General features: G+C 56.2%; 19 protein-coding genes. 8 read left to right on the forward strand and 11 right to left on the reverse strand.

Annotated features, from left to right (window positions below; genetic code table 11):
• The first annotated feature begins 31 nt into the window (after positions 1-31).
• The 3 genes from prfB (at position 32) to AC2TCY_RS08850 (ending at position 3559) form a co-directional block, all read left to right on the forward strand.
• A complete protein-coding gene (gene prfB / locus AC2TCY_RS08840; RefSeq protein ID WP_480846863.1) occupies positions 32-1159 on the forward strand; it encodes a peptide chain release factor 2 in 1128 nt (375 codons plus the stop codon).
• A gap of 191 nt (positions 1160-1350) precedes the next feature.
• The gene (locus AC2TCY_RS08845; protein WP_480846864.1) at positions 1351-2748 is read left to right on the forward strand and encodes an amidase; all 1398 of its coding nucleotides are present in this window, start codon (positions 1351-1353) and stop codon (positions 2746-2748) included.
• 28 nt (positions 2749-2776) lie between these two features.
• Positions 2777-3559, forward strand: coding sequence for a DUF2189 domain-containing protein (locus tag AC2TCY_RS08850; protein WP_480846865.1), 783 nt, complete (start codon positions 2777-2779; stop codon positions 3557-3559).
• Between the two features lie 16 nt (positions 3560-3575).
• Here AC2TCY_RS08850 and AC2TCY_RS08855 read toward each other — a convergent pair whose 3' ends face one another.
• From AC2TCY_RS08855 to AC2TCY_RS08865, 3 genes are all read right to left on the reverse strand, one after another.
• The gene (locus AC2TCY_RS08855) at positions 3576-4289 is read right to left on the reverse strand and encodes a helix-turn-helix domain-containing protein (RefSeq protein WP_480846866.1); all 714 of its coding nucleotides are present in this window, start codon (positions 4287-4289) and stop codon (positions 3576-3578) included.
• 301 nt (positions 4290-4590) lie between these two features.
• On the reverse strand, positions 4591-5151 hold the full coding sequence (gene ilvN / locus AC2TCY_RS08860) for an acetolactate synthase small subunit (protein WP_480846867.1): 561 nt from the start codon (positions 5149-5151) through the stop codon (positions 4591-4593).
• Between the two features lie 64 nt (positions 5152-5215).
• The gene (locus AC2TCY_RS08865) at positions 5216-6967 is read right to left on the reverse strand and encodes an acetolactate synthase 3 large subunit (RefSeq protein ID WP_480846869.1); all 1752 of its coding nucleotides are present in this window, start codon (positions 6965-6967) and stop codon (positions 5216-5218) included.
• Between the two features lie 424 nt (positions 6968-7391).
• Between AC2TCY_RS08865 and AC2TCY_RS08870 the strand changes: the two genes are divergently transcribed.
• Both AC2TCY_RS08870 and AC2TCY_RS08875 read left to right on the forward strand, forming a co-directional pair.
• A complete protein-coding gene (locus AC2TCY_RS08870) occupies positions 7392-8237 on the forward strand; it encodes a HalD/BesD family halogenase (protein ID WP_480846870.1) in 846 nt (281 codons plus the stop codon).
• Between the two features lie 50 nt (positions 8238-8287).
• Positions 8288-8677, forward strand: a complete 390-nt coding sequence (locus tag AC2TCY_RS08875; protein WP_480846872.1) for a bleomycin resistance protein — start codon at positions 8288-8290, stop codon at positions 8675-8677.
• A 73-nt stretch (positions 8678-8750) separates the two neighbouring features.
• Here AC2TCY_RS08875 and AC2TCY_RS08880 read toward each other — a convergent pair whose 3' ends face one another.
• Positions 8751-9395 (reverse strand): response regulator transcription factor, encoded by a 645-nt coding sequence (locus AC2TCY_RS08880; protein WP_480846873.1) that lies wholly within the window; start codon positions 9393-9395, stop codon positions 8751-8753.
• Positions 9395-10828 (reverse strand): cache domain-containing protein, encoded by a 1434-nt coding sequence (locus tag AC2TCY_RS08885; RefSeq protein ID WP_480846874.1) that lies wholly within the window; start codon positions 10826-10828, stop codon positions 9395-9397. The genes AC2TCY_RS08880 and AC2TCY_RS08885 overlap by 1 nt, the downstream gene beginning before the upstream one ends.
• Before the next feature lie 247 nt (positions 10829-11075).
• Here AC2TCY_RS08885 and AC2TCY_RS08890 point away from each other — a divergent pair, with 247 nt between their 5' ends.
• From AC2TCY_RS08890 to AC2TCY_RS08900, 3 genes are all read left to right on the forward strand, one after another.
• Positions 11076-12158 (forward strand): TRAP transporter substrate-binding protein, encoded by a 1083-nt coding sequence (locus AC2TCY_RS08890; RefSeq protein ID WP_480846875.1) that lies wholly within the window; start codon positions 11076-11078, stop codon positions 12156-12158.
• A gap of 120 nt (positions 12159-12278) precedes the next feature.
• Positions 12279-13205, forward strand: a complete 927-nt coding sequence (locus AC2TCY_RS08895; RefSeq protein ID WP_480846876.1) for a TRAP transporter small permease subunit — start codon at positions 12279-12281, stop codon at positions 13203-13205.
• A gap of 17 nt (positions 13206-13222) precedes the next feature.
• Positions 13223-15577, forward strand: a complete 2355-nt coding sequence (locus tag AC2TCY_RS08900) for a TRAP transporter large permease (protein ID WP_480846878.1) — start codon at positions 13223-13225, stop codon at positions 15575-15577.
• Between the two features lie 313 nt (positions 15578-15890).
• Here the strand turns inward: AC2TCY_RS08900 and AC2TCY_RS08905 are convergent, their stop codons facing one another.
• The 6 genes from AC2TCY_RS08905 to AC2TCY_RS08930 form a co-directional block, all read right to left on the reverse strand.
• The gene (locus AC2TCY_RS08905) at positions 15891-16292 is read right to left on the reverse strand and encodes a VOC family protein (RefSeq protein WP_480846879.1); all 402 of its coding nucleotides are present in this window, start codon (positions 16290-16292) and stop codon (positions 15891-15893) included.
• Positions 16289-17110 (reverse strand): arginyltransferase, encoded by an 822-nt coding sequence (locus tag AC2TCY_RS08910; protein ID WP_480846881.1) that lies wholly within the window; start codon positions 17108-17110, stop codon positions 16289-16291. The genes AC2TCY_RS08905 and AC2TCY_RS08910 overlap by 4 nt, the downstream gene beginning before the upstream one ends.
• Before the next feature lie 76 nt (positions 17111-17186).
• The gene (locus AC2TCY_RS08915; protein WP_480846883.1) at positions 17187-17618 is read right to left on the reverse strand and encodes an RDD family protein; all 432 of its coding nucleotides are present in this window, start codon (positions 17616-17618) and stop codon (positions 17187-17189) included.
• A gap of 64 nt (positions 17619-17682) precedes the next feature.
• Positions 17683-18108 carry a DUF2852 domain-containing protein gene (locus AC2TCY_RS08920; RefSeq protein WP_480846884.1) on the reverse strand — a complete coding sequence of 142 codons (426 nt, stop codon included), beginning with the start codon at positions 18106-18108 and terminating at the stop codon, positions 17683-17685.
• Positions 18109-18351: 243 nt separating this feature from the next.
• Positions 18352-18663 (reverse strand): hypothetical protein, encoded by a 312-nt coding sequence (locus AC2TCY_RS08925; protein ID WP_480846886.1) that lies wholly within the window; start codon positions 18661-18663, stop codon positions 18352-18354.
• Between the two features lie 119 nt (positions 18664-18782).
• The gene (locus tag AC2TCY_RS08930; protein WP_480846887.1) at positions 18783-20789 is read right to left on the reverse strand and encodes a glycosyltransferase; all 2007 of its coding nucleotides are present in this window, start codon (positions 20787-20789) and stop codon (positions 18783-18785) included.
• Between the last annotated feature and the right edge of the window lie 27 nt (positions 20790-20816).

The raw sequence follows: 20816 nt of genomic DNA on the forward strand, positions 1-20816 counted from the left end.
CAGGCCTGATTGAGCAAGTTGGGACCTGACCATGCGCGCCGAAACCCAAAACACCGTGGCGGAAATTGAAAAGTCGCTGGAGCTTCTGGCGCAGCGTATGGACTATGAAACCGCCCCCCACCGGTTGGAGGAATTCAACGCGCGTGTCGAAGACCCGAACCTGTGGGACAGCCCAGAGAATGCACAGAAACTGATGCGTGACCGCCAGTTGCTGGTGGATGCCATCGAAACCTATGAAGCCATCAAGACTGATCTGAACGACAATATCGAACTGATTGAACTGGGCGAGATGGAAGAGGACGAAGAGGTCGTCCAGGACGCCGAGGACGCCATCAGGAAGTTGCAGGCGAAGGCCGCGAAGAAAGAGCTTGAGGCGCTTCTGGACGGAGAAGCCGACGGAAACGACACGTTCCTCGAGATCAACTCGGGTGCTGGTGGCACCGAGAGCTGCGACTGGGCTTCGATGTTGGCGCGGATGTATGTGCGTTGGGCCGAGAAAAAAGGGTATGCCGTCGAGCTGCAATCCGAGACGGCGGGTGAAGAAGCGGGGATCAAATCCGCAGCCTACAAGATTTCTGGCCATAACGCCTATGGCTGGCTGAAATCAGAAAGCGGCGTGCACCGCCTGGTGAGAATATCGCCTTTTGACTCGGCCGCGAAACGTCACACGTCCTTCAGCTCGGTCTGGGTATATCCTGTTGTGGACGACAATATCGAGATTGAGGTCAATCCAGCAGATATTCGTGTAGATACGTATCGGTCCTCCGGTGCCGGTGGTCAGCACGTGAATACCACGGATTCGGCGGTTCGGATCACGCACATCCCGACCGGGATCGTGGTGACATCGTCCGAGAAATCCCAGCACCAGAACCGCGATATTGCCATGAAAGCCCTGAAATCGCGCCTGTACCAGCAAGAGCTGGATCGCCGGAACGCCGAGATCAACGCCGCGCACGAAGCCAAGGGCGACGCGGGATGGGGCAACCAGATTCGCTCCTATGTATTGCAGCCCTACCAGATGGTGAAGGACCTGCGGACCAATCACGAAACCTCGGACACCAAGGGTGTTCTGGACGGCGATCTGGACGGGTTCATGGCTGCGACCTTGGCATTGAACGTGGCTGGAAAAAGCCGGTCCGAAGCGCAAGGCGACGGATAATCCTCGATTGCCTGAGTGAGCGTCTGTCTCCTCTGACAGATACTCCTCCGGGGTATTTGGGGCCAGATGGCGCTGATCCCGGATACACAAGGCAAATTCGGAAAAGATACATTCAAACAGTGGGTTTAAATGGTGCGAGGCCTTGGCTAGGCTGAACCGCGAAAGCATGAGCTTGCGCGAATGAGAGCCTGATGGACCTGACCCAAATTTCTGCCGAGAATCTGCTGGCCGATTTGTCTTCCGGGCGTGTCTCGGCAGTTGATGTGATGCGTGCCACCCTGGAGCGGATCGGTGCGGTGAACGGCCGGGTCAACGCCATTGTCGCCTTGCGCGATCAGGACGAACTTGTGGCCGAAGCGCAAAGGGCAGATGCTGAGCCCAAACGGCGCGCGCTGCATGGGCTGCCCATCGCGGTCAAGGATTTGGTTAATGTGGCCGGGATCGCTTCGACGCAAGGATCGCCGTTGTTTCGCGATCACGTCCCGCAGAAAGACGATCTGCTGGCCGCGCGATTGCGGGCAGCGGGGGCTATTCTGATCGGCAAAACCAATACGCCCGAATTTGGACTGGGCTCGCACACATTCAACCTGGTCTACGGCGAAACACGCAACCCCTATGATCCGAAGCGGTCTTGTGGCGGGTCATCCGGAGGGGCGGCGGTTGCGCTAGCGACAGGGATGCTGGCACTGGCCGATGGTTCGGACATGATGGGCAGTTTGCGTAATCCCGCGGCCTGGAACAACGTCTATGGATTCCGGCCCAGTTGGGGAAAGATTCCGTCAGAGCCCGTAGGGGACGGGTTCCTGCACCAGTTATCAACGCTGGGACCAATGGCGCGTAGTCCAACTGATATCGGAATTCTGCTGGACGTGATGTCCGGGCCGGACCCGCGTCAACCATTGCCCGTTCCGTACCAACCGGTAGCGCCGGTAAAGGCCACCGACCTGAGAGGGCTGCGTATTGGTTGGCTTGCGGATTGGGGCGGGGCCATTCCGTTCGAGGCCGGTATCCTCGATCTCTGCCGACAGTCGCTGGATGTTCTGGAAGATCTTGGCGCGCGTGTTGAGGCCGTGCCACCTCCGTTCGAGGCCGAACGGATTTGGGACAGCTGGATTACTTTGCGGTCGTGGAGTGTCGCGACCGGGCTGCAACCTCTGGCCGACCGAATGGCGGCACTGAAGGACACTGCGCAATGGGAACTGTCGAGGGGTTTGGCGCTGAGCGCGATGGATGTTCATCACGCCAGTGTCACAAGATCAGAGTGGTTTCGGCGTGCGGCTGAGCTGTTTCGAAGTTATGATGCTCTGATCCTGCCGAGTGCGCAGGTCTGGCCCTTTGCGATAGAGACACCGTTTCCGACTGAGATCGCGGGTACCGCGATGGACACCTATCACCGTTGGATGCAGGTTGTGACGCCGGTCAGCTTGTTGGGTTTGCCCAGTTTGTCGATGCCGGTGGGTTTCGGAAGTAACAGCTTACCGATGGGAATGCAGGTCTTTGGCCCGCGCGGCGCAGATGCGCAAGTATTGTCAATTGGCGCTACCTATCACGAGGCAACAGGCTGGCCGCAAAAAAGACCGGCTGCATGAAACAGACGTAGGGGAGGAGAGACTACAAATGGATAAACCCTTTGGCGTGCCGACGCTGAAACCCGTCGATACGGGCATGTTGAAAGAAGCGCTGCGTCGCGCTTGGAGCGATTTTCGCCGCGCGCCGGTGTTTGGCCTGTTGTTCGCCGGATTCTACGTTCTCGCCGGATGGCTGATGGCTTGGATTACCGTGCAAACCGGTACCTCGTTCTGGTTGGTTCTGGCTGCAATCGGGTTCCCTTTGATCGGACCTTTTGCCGCCGTCGGGCTATACGAGGTGTCGCACCGTCTGGAACAGGGCGAACCACTGGATTTCGGAGCGATATTCGGTGTGGTCGTTCAGCAAGGCCGCAGGCAATTACCCTCGATCTGTGCAATCATCGTAGTGATGTTTTTGTTCTGGTTCTTTCTGGGACACATGATCTTTGCCCTTTTCATGGGCCTGTCGACGATGACGAACGTTTCATCTTCGCTCGAAGTCTATTTGACCCCAAATGGACTGACCATGCTGGCGGTGGGCACTGTTGTAGGGGCGGTGTTTGCCCTTGTTCTCTACATGATTTCCGTTCTCTCGATACCAATGTTGCTGGATCGGGAACTGGATTTCGTAACAGCGATGATCTCCAGTTATGCCTATGTCAGTGCCAATATGCGCGTGATGCTAATGTGGGGCGTGTTTATCGCAGTGGCGACGTTTCTGGCCATGATCCCCTGGTTTCTGGGATTGCTGATCGTACTGCCTTTGTTAGGGCACGCCAGTTGGCACCTTTATCGTCAGATAACCGACAACGAAGGGCCGGACTCTGCCTGAACGTCGAATGAAACTGTCAGCTTGGCGCGCGCGGTACCGCGCGCGCAAGACGCAAAATGGCTTGGGTGTCGTTATTCAGGTGCCGCAGGATTATCTGCTTGGGTTTTGGGGGCGTGGACGCGCTTTCGAACAGGTTGACGATGTAGCCGGCCCATTCTTCTTTTCCGTTCTTCGGGGACACATTAATCATTCGGCTGTTCTGTGCGTCGCGGCGAGATATCAAGGCATAAACCTGCGTTCCGTTGCTTGACATAATGCCCTGGATCTCGCGCTCTTTCGCGGGCGATGCGGGTAAATGAGCACTTGGCTCAAAGCTGCGAAGCAGGGTTGTGTGTCCCACTTTGCGCACGAACAGCAACCGGTGTTCCGCCCCATCCGGAATCTGTGGGTCAGACTCTGTTGCATGATAAAACCCTGGCGAAAGAGGCATTTCGTTATGGGTCGTCAAATATTTGTCTAGCGTGTCAGCGGCAGGGTGGTTGTCCGCCTGTTCAATCTCATTCAGAGGCTTCAGCAGAATTCGGGCGTCGACCTCAAAAAAGCAACAGATGCGATCCAGCACGTCCGGCCGCGGAAAGCTTTCACCTGCAAGGTAGCGATTGAATTGCGTGCGGTTGATGCCAAGCTGGCGGCATAGTGCCGAGACGGTTGGATAAGTTGAAGCCAGCTGCCTGAGATTTGCACCGAACATGTTTCGCAATTCTGCCGGGCTGCGGGTGGTGTCGGTCATGTCTGTCCCAGGTTGTTTGAAGTTTTAGGAAAACACGACCGCGATGGTCCAAAAACCAAGCGACAGCCTAAATCGTAATGATGACCCCAACGAAGGGTCCGAGTATAGCGTTGCGTCAATTAGGCTAGCGCGCAAAACGGCAAACGCAATAGGCTTTATCCTGTTTTGCATGATCTTTTTCACGCGTTGCTATCCAAGACACAGGACCGCACAGGATTGCAATTTGTATCGGAGCAGTCCGCCGCGTTCGGAACGGAATTGCCCCGCTTGAGCACAGTGACAAGCGGGGCGCTCTTTGACTTCAGTCGCCCCGGAGGAGGGCCGCAACACCGGTCCGGGCGATTTCCGCCAGACCCAGCGGGCGCATCAGATCGGCAAAGGCGTCGATCTTGTCCGGTGCGCCGGTGATTTCAAAGATGAACGAATTCAGTGTGCTGTCGACCACGTTGGCACGGAAGATATCGGCCAGCCGCAACGCTTCGACGCGTTTTTCGCCTTCGCCGACGACCTTGATGATAGCCAGTTCGCGTTCGACCGCAGATCCTTCGACCGTCAGGTCGTGCACGTCACGCACCGATACGATACGACCCACCTGCGCTTTGATCTGCTCGATCACTTGCGGTGTTCCGGTTGTGACAATGGTGATGCGGCTGAGATGGCCGGTGTGATCGACCTCAGCCACGGTCAGGCTTTCGATATTGTAACCACGGCCCGAGAACAGCCCGATCACACGGGCCAGGACACCCGGTTCGTTTTCGACCAATACGGCAATCGTGTGACGCTCCTGCACGTCCGAGAAGGTCGGACGTAGGTTATAGGCCGAATGGCGGGTGGAGCCTTTTTTGATATGTAGGGCAGACATTTATGTCCCTTTCGTCATCCTGAGGTGTCAGGCGCTCGGGGCGCCCGACGAAATTCGATACTTGTCAGACCAGAACTGCGCCGCCGGCCTGGATAACACCTTGTGTCTCCGCCTCGCCCAGCAGCATCTCGTTATGGGCCTTGCCTGACGGGATCATCGGGAAACAGTTCTCGTGCTTTTCGACCAGACAGTCAAAGATCACCGGACCGTCGTAATTGATCATCTCCATAATCGCGTCGTCCAGATCGGCGGGGTCGCTGACCATGATGCCCTTGGCGCCAAACGCTTCTGCGAGCTTGACGAAATCGGGCAGGGCCTCGGACCACGATTGAGAGTACCGTTCGCCATGCAGCAGCTCCTGCCACTGGCGGACCATGCCAAGGCGTTCGTTGTTCAGGATGAACTGTTTCACCGGCAGGCGATACTGAACGGCGGTGCCCATTTCCTGCATGTTCATCAGCCACGAAGCCTCACCGGCCACGTTGATCACTAGCGCATCCGGGTGCGCCATCTGCACACCGATCGAGGCCGGAGTGCCATAGCCCATCGTACCCAGCCCTCCGGATGTCATCCAGCGGTTGGGGTCTTCGAACCCAAGATACTGCGCCGCCCACATCTGATGCTGACCGACTTCGGTCGTAACATAGCGGTCGTGCTTCTTGGTCAACTCCTCAAGACGTTGCAGCGCGTATTGCGGTTTGATCGTCTTGTCACTGTTGGTGTAGGCGAGGCAGTTCACCTTGCGCCATTCACCGATCTGGTTCTGCCATTGTTTCACCGCAGCCGCATTGGTCTTACGACCTCGCGCTTTCCAGACTTTAAGGATGTCTTCAAGCACATGGGCCACATCGCCAACAATCGGGATGTCCACGCGGATCACTTTGTTGATCGAGGACGGGTCGATATCGACATGCGCCTTTTTTGAGTTCGGTGAGAATGCATCGATCCGACCTGTGATGCGGTCGTCGAACCGCGCACCGATATTGATCATCAGATCGCAGTCATGCATCGCCAGATTGGCCTCGTAAAGACCGTGCATTCCCAGCATTCCCAGCCAGTTCTCTCCTGACGCTGGGTAGGCACCCAATCCCATCAGGGTCGAAGTGATCGGAAAGCCCGTCGAGTCCACCAATTCCCGCAGCAGTTGGCTGGCCGCCGGACCTGAATTGATGACACCACCGCCTGTATAGAAAACAGGTTTCTTCGCGGTTTCGATGGCTGCAACCAATTCGGTTATCTCTTCCAAATCACCTTTCAAAACTGGTTGGTAGTGCGAGGTCGAGGGTTTAGGTGAACTGTATTCGCCCGTAGCGAACTGAACGTCCTTGGGAATGTCGACCAGTACCGGTCCAGGGCGACCCGAAGTGGCGACGTGAAACGCCTCGTGCAGTGTGGCCGACAACGAATCCGTGTCTTTTACCAGCCAATTATGCTTGGTGCAGGGGCGGGTGATGCCAACGGTGTCGGCCTCCTGAAACGCATCCGAGCCGATCATGAAGGTGGGGACCTGTCCGGTCAAAACCACAATCGGGATCGAATCCAGTAACGCATCTGTCAGGCCGGTCACCGCATTGGTCGCGCCGGGACCAGAGGTCACAAGCGCAACACCGGGTTTGCCGGTGGACCGGGCATAACCCTCGGCTGCGTGAACGGCACCCTGTTCGTGACGCACCAGAATGTGGCGAATGTCGTTTTGCAGAAAGATCTCATCATAGATCGGTAGGACGGCGCCACCGGGGTATCCGAATACCGTGTCCACACCCTGATCCTTGAGGGCCTGAACTACCATCTTTGCGCCGGTCATCTCACGTGTCATCTGCTTTGCTCCGTTCGCGACATGTGTCTTGCGTTTAGCATAAAAAAAGCCCCCGAGGTTTTCGGAGGCGCATGGGTTCGATTATGGTTTACCGTTACCGGCCCATGCGCGTGGTTCCTACGATTACGACTAGCGTTCTCATCGCCAGAGGCTCCTTTTTGCTTGGCAGGGACCTTATGAGCGAGGGAAAGGGGCGTCAACAGGCAATTGACTAAATTTCATGACCTGAATGGTGAATTCTGCGACATTTTATTGCGCAAAATGACGCATGCCGGGAACTTCCGGGAAAATGTGGCTAAAAACGATGGCTTGGAGCCGAAATCTGACTTGTCAGATTGCGTCAATCCAATGTCCGAAATGGACCAGAGAGGTATCTTCGAGTGAGGCAGGCTGAACCTGTTGGTGCAGAACAGGGAGGCAGACCATGTTGCAGGATCTGGTGGATCTGGGAAAGTATCCGATCGATCGTCCGGACTCGTGGGGATATGAGCAGTTGATCCGGGATCTCCGGCGGGAACTGGACGAGGATGGCTGCGCGGTTCTGCCTGGGTTCGCGCATGAAGAGGGGTTGAGACACCTTCTGCGAGAGGCCGATGCCGTCGCGCCCAAAGCGCATCGCTCTTTTAACCGGACAAACGCGTATTTCACGAAGGACGATCCGCGCTTTGGAATTGGTCACCCGATCCGGCGCTTCTACGACCGCTCGAACGCGTTTGTGCCAGCAGATCATTTTAAAAAGACGGGACCTCTGCGCCGGATCTACGAGTATCCGGGGTTCCTGCCATTTATCCGTACGGCTTTGGACGAGCCCGAAGACCGTTTCTTTCGCTACGATGATCCGCTGGCCGACGTGATCATAAATGTGGTGGAGGAGGGGCAGGGCTTTCCCTGGCATTTCGACACCAACAACTACACGGTGACGCTGGCTATTCAGAACGGAGAGGAGGGCGGGGATTTCGAGTACGCGCCTAACCTGCGCAGTGCAGAGGATGAGAATTTCGGAGCGGTCACCGCAGTCCTGGACGGAGGTATGGCGAATGTGCGGCGTCTGGAATTGCAACCGGGCGACCTGCAGATTTTCAAGGGTCGGTATTCCTTGCACCGGGTGGCGCCGGTTACTGGTGAACGCAATCGATATGTCGGTATCTTTTCCTTCGTCGAGACCGAAGGCATGTGTGGAGGTGTCGAGCGTACCAAGCAGCTGTATGGCCGAGTGTTGCCACATCACTATGAACGAGAGGGGCGGCGGAAAGATAGGCTGCTGGATTGATTTGGGTGAACATGTAGACTGAAGTCTGTTCAGACCGGAGGACGCCGTTCATGTCACGTATCTTGCAACTGACGCCATTTGTCCTGTGTTCTTCGTTGCAGAAGCAGATTGATTTCTACTGCAACCGCTTAGGGTTCTCTTGCGGGTTTCGACAAGAAAACTACGCTTATCTGTCATGCGGAGCGGTTGCTATTCGGTTATTGGAGTGCCCTCCGCGCGAAGACGGGCGGCCATTGGGAGACAATCAGTCATTCTATGTGGACGTTGACGGTATTGATGCGCTGTACGCCGAACTGAAACCAGGTTTGACCGATTTGCCCGAGGGGCGGGTGCGACCACCCTTTGACCAACCTTATCAGCAGCGCGAGTTTCATGTGATCGACGAGGACGGGACATTGGTCTTTTTCGGCGAAGACATCAGGCCGCGCGGTGAAGGGTAGGGCTCCCGCCCGTCGTCGATGCGCCTTACGGCGCAGCTTCTCCGGTTGGGCCCGGCAGCGCTGCGCGCTGCGATTAAAAACTGTGACCGGTGCCTTGCAGTACGCCGTGTTCCATCGCGTAACGGGTTAGGCCGGCCGTCGAAGAGATGCCCAGTTTACGTTTGATGTTCTTGCGATGGGTTTCAACGGTACGAACCGAGATATCCAGGGTTCTGGCGACCTCTTTGTTGGATTTGCCCTGCGCCAGTTCCAGCAGGATTGTCTGTTCCCGCCCGGTCAGAGCCTCACGGGTGTCGCCTTGCTTGGGTTCTAGTGAGCCGCTGGCGCCGGTGCACAGATATTGCTCGCCCCGCATCACGGCGTCGATGGCCTGTTTGATCTCATCCGTGGGCACGTCTTTAAGCACATATCCCTTGGCACCATGGCTGAGCGCAGTTGATATGTATTCCGGGCTGTCATGCATGGAAAGGATCAGAATTCGGGTCGCAGGCAGGCGTTCCAAGATGATCTCGGTTGCACTCAGCCCGCCCAGACCGGGCATGTTCAGATCCATCAGTATCACGTCGGGATGCAGACGCGTCGCCTGATCGACAGCATCCTGTCCGCTGGAGAGAGTGCCGACCACCTCAATCTCGTCGTAGATTTCCAACAGGGATTGAATACCTTCGGCAACCATCGGGTGGTCATCGACGATGAGGACACGGATCGTATCGGGCATCAGGAACCGGCCTTTCGCTTCGGTGTTGCGCCTTCCTGCGGCGAGAGCATGCGGCTGAGCGGCAGGCTGACCTCGATCACGGTTCCGCTGCGCGTGCCGCGAGATGACAGAATGCGCAGCGACCCGTCAAGTTGTTCGATGCGTTCCTGCATATTGCGCAATCCGATCCCGGCGCTGACTTGGCCCGGTTCGCTGCGCAGTCCGCGGCCATTGTCGGTAATCCGCATGGTGGCACCTTTTTTGTGACCTCGCAGGTCGATTGTAACGTGAGTTGCGCCGGAATGGCGTTCAATATTGGTCAAAGCTTCTTGGGCAATTCGATACAAGGCAATCTTGCTGTCCTGATCCAACCGGTTGCGAAACACGACGGTCGAGAACTCGGTTTCGATCCCGGTGCGCTCGCGGAAATCGTCCGTCAGTGCCTTGAGGGCCGGGCCGAGGCCCAGATCATCCAGAACGCCCGGGCGCAGGTCGCGGCTGATACGGCGGACCTCGGTGATTGCTGTGCCCAGATTGTCGATCCCTTTTTCCAGTGGAGCTTGCGCACCTGTTTCATCGCCACCTGAAAGGCGGCGGCGCGCATTATCCAGCGCGTAGCGCACACCGACGAGGATTTGACTGATGCCGTCATGCAATTCACGCGCCACACGGCCACGCTCTTCTTCCTGCGTATCGAATACCCGTTGGGTCAATTCCTTTAGCTTTGCGTCCGCCAGCCTGCGTTCGCGGATGTTCAGCATCATGCCCGAGGCGAACACAACCAGCACCGCAGCCAAAACGATTCCGCCGATATAGAGGAATGTGCGCTGCACCCGTGCCTCAACTTCGGCCCGTGCGTTGGCAACCGTTGCGACGATGTCGTCGATGAACACTCCGGTTCCGACGGCCCACCGCCAGTCCTGCAGACCGACCACATAGGCGATCATCTGTGCCTCTTCCCCGGTCGAAGGTTTTTGCCACATGAAACTGTGCCAGCCTGCGCCCTGACGTGCCAGACGAACGAACTCGTTAACAACCGGTGTGCCATCGCTGTCGGTGAGATCGACCCAGTTGCGGTTGATGAATTCAGTCTGACGGGGGCTGACGAGATTGGTGCCGTCATAGTCGTAGACAAAGAAGAAGCCGTCTTTACCATAGATCATCGCCGACAGAATCTGAGTGACCAAGTTCTTTGCTTCGTCATCATTTGGTGCTGCACGGCCGTAGATATAGGCAAAACCGTTGCGCGCCTGAGTTACGTAGTTGCGCAGCTCGTCCTTTTTCGCTTCGATCAGGCGGCGTTCGAGGGCCTGAATCTCACGCTCAGTCGTAGCGCGGGCTTCGTAAGCAACCACCACGGCAATTGCCGCTACCGCCGCAAGCAGCGGGATTGCTGCCACCAACGACAATTTTTGCGCGTAGGTCAGTGAGACAAGGTTGCGAATTCCGCCCATGATCGAATCGATACGCAAGACAGGAAGGAATTGCAAAAAGAATGGGGGGGACAAAGCCCACTGACGCGATTTTTTCGAGAAACAAAGGAAAAATCCGGTCAGATATTCTGTCCAAGCCCGAGAAATGCGGCCCCCCTACGTAGTACTAGGTATTCACATTCCCTTGAGTGTCATTACGCTGACGCTCATTCGAAACGACTAACCCGGACAGTCCCGGGCACTGAAAATGGAGGGGAGGAACACTCACATGGATCGTCGTTCATTTCTGAAAACTTCTGCGATTGGTGGTTCGGCTGCCGCTGCAACCGCATTGGCGGCACCGGCTTATGCACAAGGCAAGCGCACGCTGACCATGGTTACGTCATGGGGCCGGGGCCTTGCGGGCGTGTTTGACAGCGCGCAGCGTTGTGCGGACAGCATCACCGCGATGTCTGACGGCAACCTGACTGTTGATATCAAGGCCGCAGGCGAGCTGGTTGGCGCGTTTGAAGTATTCGACGCTGTGTCGTCGGGCCAGGCAGACATGTACCACGCGGCTGACTACTACTTTGTCGGTCAGCACCCTGGCTATGCCTTCTTCACCGCTGTTCCGTTCGGCATGACCGCTCAGGAAATGGTCAACTGGTACTACCAGGATGGCGGCATGGAGCTGCATGACGAACTGGGCCAGATCTTTGGTCTGAAGTCGTTCCTGGCCGGTAACACCGGCGCGCAGGCAGGCGGCTGGTACTCAAAAGAGATCAACAGCCCCGAAGATTTCAACGGTCTGAAGTTCCGTATGCCGGGTCTGGGCGGTAAAGCTCTGGGTAAACTGGGTGCTTCGGTTCAGAACATTCCGGGCTCAGAAGTGTATCAGGCGCTGTCGTCTGGTGCGATTGACGGAACCGAGTGGATCGGTCCGTGGGCGGACGAAAAAGCCGGCTTCCAGGAAATCACCAAGGTTTACTACACCGCTGGTTTCCACGAGCCGAATGCGGGTCTGTCGCTGGCAACCAACCGCGACGTGTTCGAAAGCCTGACACCTGCCCAGCAGAAGATCATCGAGATCGCAGCAGGCGAGTGCCACCAGTGGAACCTGTCGCAATTCCTGGCCAACAACGGTGCCGCACTGCAGCGCCTGCAGTCGGGTGGTGTCAAAGTCATGGAATTCCCGGACAGCGTATGGGATGCCTTCGGTGCGGCCAGCCAGGAAGTGCTGAACGAGAACATGGGCGACGAGCTGTTCAAGAAAATCCACGATAGCGCAGTGGCATCGTCGACGTCGTCGGCGGGATGGCTGGACCTGTCTTCGGGCGTCTACACCACGCAGCGTAACCGCGTACGCGGTTAACAGCCAAGAAAATCCATCATTTGGTTTCCCCGCACATGCGGGGGAACCTTTCCTGTTGCAAATGCGCGGTTCGGACAAATCCGCTATAATCAGCATTGTAACTGACGATCCGGGGACAACATGCAGGACGATAACGGTATCTCCTTCTTCGGCGCCCTGTGGAACGGACTTGTTTGGTTCGTTCAGAACATCGCCGAAGCCTTTTACAATTTCGGATACGCCATCACGCATCCGCAGCTCTGGCTGGACTGGTCGGACAAAGAATCCATCATGCGCTTTGTCTATTATGGCGGATCGGTCGAATTCTTCTTTGTCATCTTCACGCTGTTTCTGGTTCTGACCGCCATTGGTCTTTACTACCGGAACTTCATGTGGGGCATGGTGCGAGTCCTTGAAGGGTTCGCCAACACGACCGGGCGTTTCTTTGCCTGGGCCGGGTTGCTGATGGTGGTCCAGCAGATCGTGATCGTGTTCATGCAGCGCGTGTTTGCCCGGCCTGATATGTCGTTCGGGTTCGGCATCCCTCTGCAGATGGACATCAGCTGGTATGCCGAGGAACTGAAGCTTTATAACGCCATGGTCGTGTGCCTGTGCTGTACCTACACATTTGTACAGGGCGGCCATGTACGGGTTGACCTGATCTATGCCGGGATCAGCCACCGGGCCAAGCGCGTGGTCGACATGCTGGGCGCGTTGCTGTTCATGATGCCGATGGCGGTGCTGACCTGGATGTACGGCTGGTACTTCATGTGGCGGCACCTGATCGTGCCGAAACCCTCGGCCAGTGATACTTTGGACCGTCTGGTGATGAAGTCCCGCGCATTGCGCTGGAACGTCGAAACCATCGGGTTCAGCCCCAACGGATTCAACGGCTACTTCCTGTTCAAGATTCTGCTCGTCGCCTTTGCCGCGATGGTGTTCCTGCATGCGATAGCGTTCCTGTACCGCTCGTATCTGGAATATGTGGAAGGATCTGAAAGCGTTGGAAAGTACCTCGACAAGGACAGCCTTGGCGAGGGTGAAGAAGCCTACGAAGGCGCACATTAAGGACGGAGACCAAGACAATGCTATTCGGACTTGATGGCGTCGAGATAGGCCTCATTATCGTATTTTTCTGCCTTTTCGGAGGCATCCTTTCCGGCTTTCCGGTGGCCTTTGCTATCGGTGGAGCAGGAATCATCTCCTTCGGGATAATCGCGGCGTTGGACAGTGCCGGGCTTCTGGTGCATCAGGCGATCGACACCGGGTCGCAGCTGTATCGTGATCTGGTGAATACCGGCGTGAAACCCGACACCATATCCGTGTTCCGATACCCGGATCTACCGAGGATCGCCGAGCCGGTATTCGTTTCTGGCTGGGAAACCGCGCTGGACCGCAACGTATCCTTCATCGTGAACCGCATGAACGAGCGTGTTCTGGCCGGGCAATCCATCGAAACCCTCCTGGCGGTTCTGATGTTCGTTCTGATGGGCATCACGCTGGAGCGTTCGAAGATTGCAAACGACCTGCTGACTACGATGGCGCGCGTCTTTGGCCCGTTGCCGGGTGGTTTGGCGGTGTCCATCGTGGTTGTGGGCGCGTTTCTTGCGGCCTCAACCGGGATCGTTGGAGCGACCGTGGTGACAATGGGCCTGCTGGCTTTGCCGACCATGCTGAGGAACAACTACTCGCCTGAACTTGCTACAGGTGTGATCGCGGCCTCGGGGACATTGGGACAGATCATCCCGCCCTCCATCGTTATCGTTCTTCTGGGTACACTGGCAGGTGACCTCTATTCGACTGCTCAGGAAACCCGCGCGGTTGATGCCGGTTGCACCGACGCGTTGACATACCTGGGTGAGCCCGCTGTTGTTTCGGTCGGCACGCTGTTCCAGGCGGCGCTGCTGCCGGGAATTATGCTGGCGTTGCTCTATGCCCTTTATGCTTTCGGCTATGCTTTGCTGAACCCGGACAAAGCGCCGGCGGTCGAGTTGTCCGGTGGCAGTGGCGAACCCATCACCCGCGGCGAGGGCCTGACATGGCTGCTTGGCGTTCCGGTCGCGCTGATCGTCGGCGTGGTCCTGATGGGCAGTGCTGGTGTAATCGGTAGCCAAAACATAACGGTTTCGGCGTTTTCCGATGTTTCGCAGAGTGCTTCGTTGCGTACGAACGTGTCAGCCGAGTGTAAGGCCTCGATGATCGATCTGCACGGACAGTCCGCCTGGGATCAGGCCGTTGTCGAGCAAGAGGCCATTGATGCTGCAGGTGGCGCGTCACAGGCACAGCGGCTGAGCGAAGAGGAACTGACCGCTGCCCGCGACGCAAAGATTGCTGCAGCCGCTCCTATCGGGACTGGTGTGGCCGTAATTGTCGTCCTGTTGGGGCTGACGCTGGCATTGGGACGGGGGATCGCGCCCTCGCGTCCGACGCAGCCGTTAGTCCTTGGCACAATCGGTCTGTTGCTGATGCTGCTGGTGGATGTGTTGCTGATTGGGCCAACGACCTCGTCCGGGCTGACCTTCGTGTTGCTTGCGGCGCCGTTTGCTCTGGCCATCTACGGCTGCAGAGAGGCGGCCGCCCGCTGTGCAACCAATGATCTTATCCGGGTGGTGTTCCCACCGCTGGTCCTGATCATCGCGGTGCTGGGTTCGATCCTTGGCGGCGTGACCAACCCGACACCGGCGGCGGCGCTGGGAGCGGGCGGGGCCATCATGCTGGCGGCCTATCGCAAGCTGCAGGATCAGGGTCGGTCCGGCAAAGTGATCATCTGGTCGACCTTCGCGGTTATCATCGCCCTGCTGATGGGTGTGAACTTTGACCTGCGCGTTAATCAGGGGAACGTAAGCTTCGAGACCTGGATTGCATTTGGTATCGCCTATTCGGCCTATCTCTATGCGCTGTTTGGCCTGTTGTTCGGCTGCTGGGTCCTGTTCTCCAGTGGCGTTCTGACTCCGGTTGTGCGCGAAACGGCCAAGGTGACCTCGATGGTGTTCACCATCCTGATCGGGTCGCAGCTGTTGAACCTCGTGGTGATTTCCTTTGGGGGCGAGCACTATATCCAGCAGTTCCTCAAGAGCTTTGATAACGAGTTCACGGTCTTCCTGATCGTGATGCTGGTGCTGTTCATTCTTGGCTTTGTGCTGGATTTCCTTGAGATCATCTACATCGTGATCCCCATCGTGGGCCCGGTGATCTATGGCGGTTCGTTCGATCCGAAATGGGTCACGATCATGGTGGCAGTGAACCTGCAGACCTCGTTCCTGACGCCACCTTTCGGCTTTGCGCTATTCTATCTGCGCGGGGTTGCACCAAAGGAAGTGACAACTGGGCATATCTATCGTGGGATCGTTCCATTTGTGTTCATTCAGGTAGTGGGTATTGCGATCCTGTGGTTCTTCCCGACGATCGTGACCATTGTTCCGGACCTGATTCCGAACTGATCTGGCGCCTTGTGGGCTAAAGCCTCTGACGTAAAAAAGGAATGGCCCGCAGCTTTGCTGCGGGCCATTCCTTTTTGGTCATTTGTTCCACACAGGTAGAACCTTGGGCTTCTCAACCCTCAAGCGATGGTCTCTGCTGCACAATTGCGGGCCAATTCCAGCGCGGGCCGGAAGCCCAATCCAACACTTCAACCAGTTACGTTAGCCTGTTTCCCCGAATGATCGGGAATGTCGGAGAGTGTTCAGTGCTGCATTATCTATCGTTTGGGAGAATGCCGACGCAGATTGAAACGGAGTTGCCGCCGAGAAAACCTCAACTGAATTGGATAAGATCCCAGCGATTTCCAAAGGGGTCCCGCCACACAGCGACGATGCCATAAGGTTCGTGCCGTGGGTCTTCTTCAAAGATCACGCCCGCAGTCAGCATAGCAGCGTGGTCTCGTTGGAAGTCATCGGTCTCAAGGAAGAACCCGACACGTCCTCCGGTTTGATTTCCAATGGCGGCTTTCTGATCCGCACCGTCAGCGGTCGCCAACAAAAGCGACGTTCCCTCTGAACCCGGAGGTGTCACACGCACCCAGCGTTTTCCATCTCCAAGGTCGATATCCTGCGTCAGAGAAAAACTGAGAACCTTCGTATAAAACGAAATCGCAGCGTCGTAGTCTGGCACCACGATGGTGATGGCGTGCAAACTCTGCCGAATGTTGTTTGTCATTTGGTAGGGCGTCTGTCGGGCAGTTGAATGCCAGCTACCTGTTCCGCGATGGGTTGGGTGGACAGCGGATGATGCGTAATATCGGCTAGTTTGTCAGGGTTGCTGACCGGGCGCCACTCGTTGCGCATAAATACTTCAAGGCCCGCGAATTTCGCCTTGTATCCCATCTTGGGGCTGCCCGGTACCCAATACCCAAGGTAAACGTAGGGCAGGCCAGCTTCTCGCGCGATTTCGATGTGGTCCAAAATCATGTATGTGCCCAGCGAGTTTTGCTGCAACGCGGGATCGTAAAACGAGTAGACCATGCTAAGACCGTCATCCAGTACATCGGTCAGGCTGACGGCAATCAGGTTACCGGTGTCCGGGTCGGCATATTCAACCACGCGACTGCGGATCGGCGTTTCTTCGATCATGGCGGCAAATTCGAACACGTCCATGTCGGCCATACCGCCATCGGCGTGGCGGGCGTCCAGATAGCTGCGGAACAATTCGAACTGGTCGTCCGTGGCCCAAGGCGACGTCGCGCGCCGCTGCAGGTAGGAATTGCGCTTTACCGCGCGCTTCTGGCTTTTGCTCGGTGAGAACTTTGAGACGTCCAGCCGCGCGGACAGACAGGCAGAGCACTCGCTGCAAGACGGGCGATAGAGTACGTTCTGCGAGCGTCGAAATCCTTGTTGCGACAGGGAATTGTTCAGCTGATCGGCGCCATCGCCCTGAAGAGCTGTGAATAGTTTACGCTCCATCCTGCCCTCAAGGTAAGGGCAGGGCTGGGGTGCCGTCACATAGAACTGTGGTGCTATTGGCAGCGTGTGTCGCATGTAGTTCCCGTGTTTCCTGGAACCGAATGATAGCAATGGTTCCGGGACCCGCCAAGTGATTCACGCAATCGGGATCTCAGGCGCGCTGGTTGATCATTACGGTTCCCAGGAATGCGTCCGTCAGACCCTGACAGCGGGCGCTGGTCAACATCATGATGACCGAGATGATTTGGATGACCGGAAATGCCATGCTGACAAAGTATCCGGCTGTGTGGGCGACTGCCTTACCGGTATCCATTCGGGCGCCGAAGGCGTCACGCAGTTCGATGCCCATGAACCGCATGCCTAAGGTGGCGGATCCGTTTGCGATGGTGACAACGCGATAGACGAAACTGACGACAGCGTAGATCAGGGCCAGAATGAAAAAGCCCATACCGAAAGTCAGCAGGATCGCCACAGTACAGAGCAGCGAAATAAAGGCGATGTCGAATAGCCAGGCGAAAAATCTTTTGGTCGCAACGGATTGATAGAATTCCGGCTGAATGTCGGGGTCGGGCAAATGGGTCATGAACGAAGTCCGGGTGATGATCTTGGACACCCTGTCCCGACTGCCGGGACAGGGCAAGTTCGTATCAGGCGCGCTCGCCGTTTTCGGCGTCGTCGTCGCTGTTCTCACGGGCGCGGTCTTCCATGAACTGGTCGAACTCGGCCTTGTCCTTGGCCTCACGCAGGCGGCGCAGGAAGGACTCGAAATCCTGTTGTTCGCGCTCCAGACGAGCCAACGTATCGGCCTTGTAGGCGTCAAATGCACTGTTGCCGGACGGCTTCATTGCGCTCATGTGGCTGTGCCAGGATTTGCGGCGGCTGCAGGATTTGCTGAACATGCGTTTGCTCCAGATCATGTAGGCCAGAAATGCAAGACCAATGGGCCAGAAGAAGATAAAGCCAAGGACCATGGCGGCGATCCAGGCACCTTTGCCTTTACTGTCAAGCCAGGCTTCGGCACGGTAAAGCCACCCCGGACTTGAAGGGACGGCGGTGTCGGACAATGCGGTCATTTTGGATCTCCGGGTTGATGTAAATTGCGTTCACATTGTCTAGATGGGGCAGCTCTCGCGATCTTGCAAGGGGTAATGTGAAAAAGATTTACATTTTGTCCTCGATAGCGATTGGCTTTGGAAGAGCATGCAGAGAGCAGAATTGGTCACATCCAAACACTACGAAGACGCAGTACCTGCTTCGCCCGGATTCATTTGACATCATCGTTCCGGCAAGGGTTCTTTCAGCGCGGCCAGAGTTTGCTAACTTAAAAGGCTAATTTCGTGCCCGTCGATGATTATCGCAAGATCCCAGAATTTTCTGATTTCCTCTTCAGCGGCCTGCGCCGCCGGTTGTTCATCGGGAACGCGTTCAATACGGAAACCGAACTGTTCAAATCCGCAAAAATCCACTCGGCTTAAAATTATCGGAAACACATCTCTTTCTATAGCGGCAGCGGCCAGAAACCTGGCGACTTTGCAAACAGAGTTCGGCGGTTCAAATATCCTGACACCGATGTGTGTGTGGCCAACCGGTTCGTGGTCCCAAAGTGCGATTGACGGCGTCAGGTTCATTTGGGGAAACACAACTTTCCCACATGGCCGGGCTTTCTGATTGTCGTAAATCAGATCGTCCAGATGGGCAGGTCGTTCTGGTGACGTTCTACTGAGAATTTTGAACCAATTGTTTTCCGTCATTTGCTGTGCCTGGTCTCGGCTATTAATTCAGCCGCCTTCGATACTCCCGCTTCCGGTAACTCAATTTTACTCAATGCTGATCGAAAGATTTCCACACCGCCGTAACCCAAGCAATCTGATAGGGTCCGCTCCAATTTCATGAATTCTCTTTCGGTGATCGTAGCGCAAAGATCACGGTCAGACAAAGCTCTGGCGCGTCGCTCTTGGTCGTCCAAATAAGGTGCCGATTGTGGGATCAAGATCGCAGGAAATTTGTGGTAGAGGATTTCGTGGACCGAATTGTAACCCGCCGCCGATATGACCAAATCTGCAGCGGCGCACAGCGACGTAGCCTCTAAAGTTTGAACCACTCGGGTGTTTTTCCAGCCAAACGCAGCAGGTTGGACCTTGCTTCCGGGCCAAGTGACAATCAGATGCAGGCAGTCGGATCGAGCTTCTAGAATCCCGGATATTGCTTGCAATTGCGCGGATCTTTCCGAAGCTACTCCGCCACCTAACATGCTGACGACTAATTGCCTAAAGTTCTGCCCCAATCGTTCGGCCAGACGCGCCCTGAGACGCTCGCGCTCTTCTTCGGATTGAGCCAATTCGCGAAAAATGGGGCCGACGTTATGTACGTGTTCGCCATAACTGTAGGCGTCATTGAGCTCTTCAAAGGCCTCCGTCGGTACAATGACCCGATCGAACACGCTTTCACGTTGAAGCATGCCTATTCTTGATCGGCCTTTGGGCCATAAGCCCCGCCGAATCCAAACTGCCGACAATCGGTGCTCAAGGATAACCCGGTAGACTGAATCGAAAACATAACCGCCGTCAAAAACCAACATGTCATTTTCTTGAAGCGCGGCACCCAGACGGCGATAGGTCAAGATGTCATTGGCGTTGGAATGGTCGTTCAGATCGGTTCGCGCGACAAGCGGAATGCAATCTATGCCTTCGCGTCTGACAAGCGGTACGCAACTGGGAAAGGCAGCGAACGTTGATGGCATATCGTCTGGTAGGGCTTTGGCGATAATGGCGCATCGTTGTGCGTGCCCTAAGCCCACACCATTCGTAGGCAAGAAAATGGTTTTTTGTTCCGTCCGCACGGGTTGGTGCTTTTTTGCAGTGAGGCCCGCTGCGGTTTCCAGACGAGAAATGTCTACTGTATGCAGCCACTGAGATTTTGATGCCTGTTCCGCTATGTGGGGAATGTTTCCAAGCACTTTCCCCATGAGATACCCATCCAAAGCAAATAGTGTCTTGGGCCCAAGCAATGCAGGCGCGCCAGATGACATGAGGACTTCATCCTCGGTGCAATCAATGGCTACGCCTCCGGCAGCCATCAGCTCGACCGCAAGCGCCGCCATGCGAATGCCGGCGATGCCGTGTCCGAACATCGCTAGAATATCTGTCGAATTGGCCAGTGTAAGAGGCGAGAGATCAGTATAAAGAATCGTGGGCAAATCGTGAAAAAGTGACGATTTTATTGCCTCGTTCTGTGCCCCGCTTACAACGAGTTTCAAATTGTAGCTACCTTGGGTACTCATCCGAGACAGGCAAGACAACGTTTCGGGGCCGTCCAATTCCATTGAACCTAAGACAATCGTAACAGTTGCAGTCTCGCCAGCTGGCCGTGAAACCGGCCGAACTTCAGAGACCAAGGGACTGACGGCTGACGGTAGCATCGGTCGGGGCTGGAAATCTGTGAGGTCGATTACGTCGGCTTCGCGCCCAAGTGCATATGCCAGGCGTGCTTTGGCACCTATGTAACTCTGCTGAGACTTGAAGCGGCCCATGGCGATCACCGGAATATCCGCATCAAGCTGCATTTGCCTTAGGGAAGCAAGGAGGAGGTCGTCGATTTCCTCAGCGCCGAGGATAAAGATAGTTTCCGCTTTATGCTCTGCAGGATCGACAAGGAATTTGGCCGCCTCGTAAATTCTGCCACGCCCTGCATCATCGGGCAAATACTCGGCTCCTATGCAGGTATTGAAACCGCGCGCTGAAAGTTGCTCGGCCAAAATCAATTGCGCGTCGAACGATCGTAA

It is taken from the genome of Ruegeria sp. HKCCD7181, assembly GCF_057221055.1.

Bases quoted from the DNA above. Each gene is read 5' to 3' on its own strand.
- prfB (WP_480846863.1), top strand. From the start codon at position 32: ATGCGCGCCGAAACCCAAAACACCGTGGCGGAAATTGAAAAGTCGCTG.
- AC2TCY_RS08845 (WP_480846864.1), top strand. From the start codon at position 1,351: ATGGACCTGACCCAAATTTCTGCCGAGAATCTGCTGGCCGATTTGTCT.
- AC2TCY_RS08850 (WP_480846865.1), top strand. From the start codon at position 2,777: ATGGATAAACCCTTTGGCGTGCCGACGCTGAAACCCGTCGATACGGGC.
- AC2TCY_RS08855 (WP_480846866.1), bottom strand. From the start codon at position 4,289: ATGACCGACACCACCCGCAGCCCGGCAGAATTGCGAAACATGTTCGGT.
- ilvN (WP_480846867.1), bottom strand. From the start codon at position 5,151: ATGTCTGCCCTACATATCAAAAAAGGCTCCACCCGCCATTCGGCCTAT.
- AC2TCY_RS08865 (WP_480846869.1), bottom strand. From the start codon at position 6,967: ATGACACGTGAGATGACCGGCGCAAAGATGGTAGTTCAGGCCCTCAAG.
- AC2TCY_RS08870 (WP_480846870.1), top strand. From the start codon at position 7,392: ATGTTGCAGGATCTGGTGGATCTGGGAAAGTATCCGATCGATCGTCCG.
- AC2TCY_RS08875 (WP_480846872.1), top strand. From the start codon at position 8,288: ATGTCACGTATCTTGCAACTGACGCCATTTGTCCTGTGTTCTTCGTTG.
- AC2TCY_RS08880 (WP_480846873.1), bottom strand. From the start codon at position 9,395: ATGCCCGATACGATCCGTGTCCTCATCGTCGATGACCACCCGATGGTT.
- AC2TCY_RS08885 (WP_480846874.1), bottom strand. From the start codon at position 10,828: ATGGGCGGAATTCGCAACCTTGTCTCACTGACCTACGCGCAAAAATTG.
- AC2TCY_RS08890 (WP_480846875.1), top strand. From the start codon at position 11,076: ATGGATCGTCGTTCATTTCTGAAAACTTCTGCGATTGGTGGTTCGGCT.
- AC2TCY_RS08895 (WP_480846876.1), top strand. From the start codon at position 12,279: ATGCAGGACGATAACGGTATCTCCTTCTTCGGCGCCCTGTGGAACGGA.
- AC2TCY_RS08900 (WP_480846878.1), top strand. From the start codon at position 13,223: ATGCTATTCGGACTTGATGGCGTCGAGATAGGCCTCATTATCGTATTT.
- AC2TCY_RS08905 (WP_480846879.1), bottom strand. From the start codon at position 16,292: ATGACAAACAACATTCGGCAGAGTTTGCACGCCATCACCATCGTGGTG.
- AC2TCY_RS08910 (WP_480846881.1), bottom strand. From the start codon at position 17,110: ATGCGACACACGCTGCCAATAGCACCACAGTTCTATGTGACGGCACCC.
- AC2TCY_RS08915 (WP_480846883.1), bottom strand. From the start codon at position 17,618: ATGACCCATTTGCCCGACCCCGACATTCAGCCGGAATTCTATCAATCC.
- AC2TCY_RS08920 (WP_480846884.1), bottom strand. From the start codon at position 18,108: ATGACCGCATTGTCCGACACCGCCGTCCCTTCAAGTCCGGGGTGGCTT.
- AC2TCY_RS08925 (WP_480846886.1), bottom strand. From the start codon at position 18,663: ATGAACCTGACGCCGTCAATCGCACTTTGGGACCACGAACCGGTTGGC.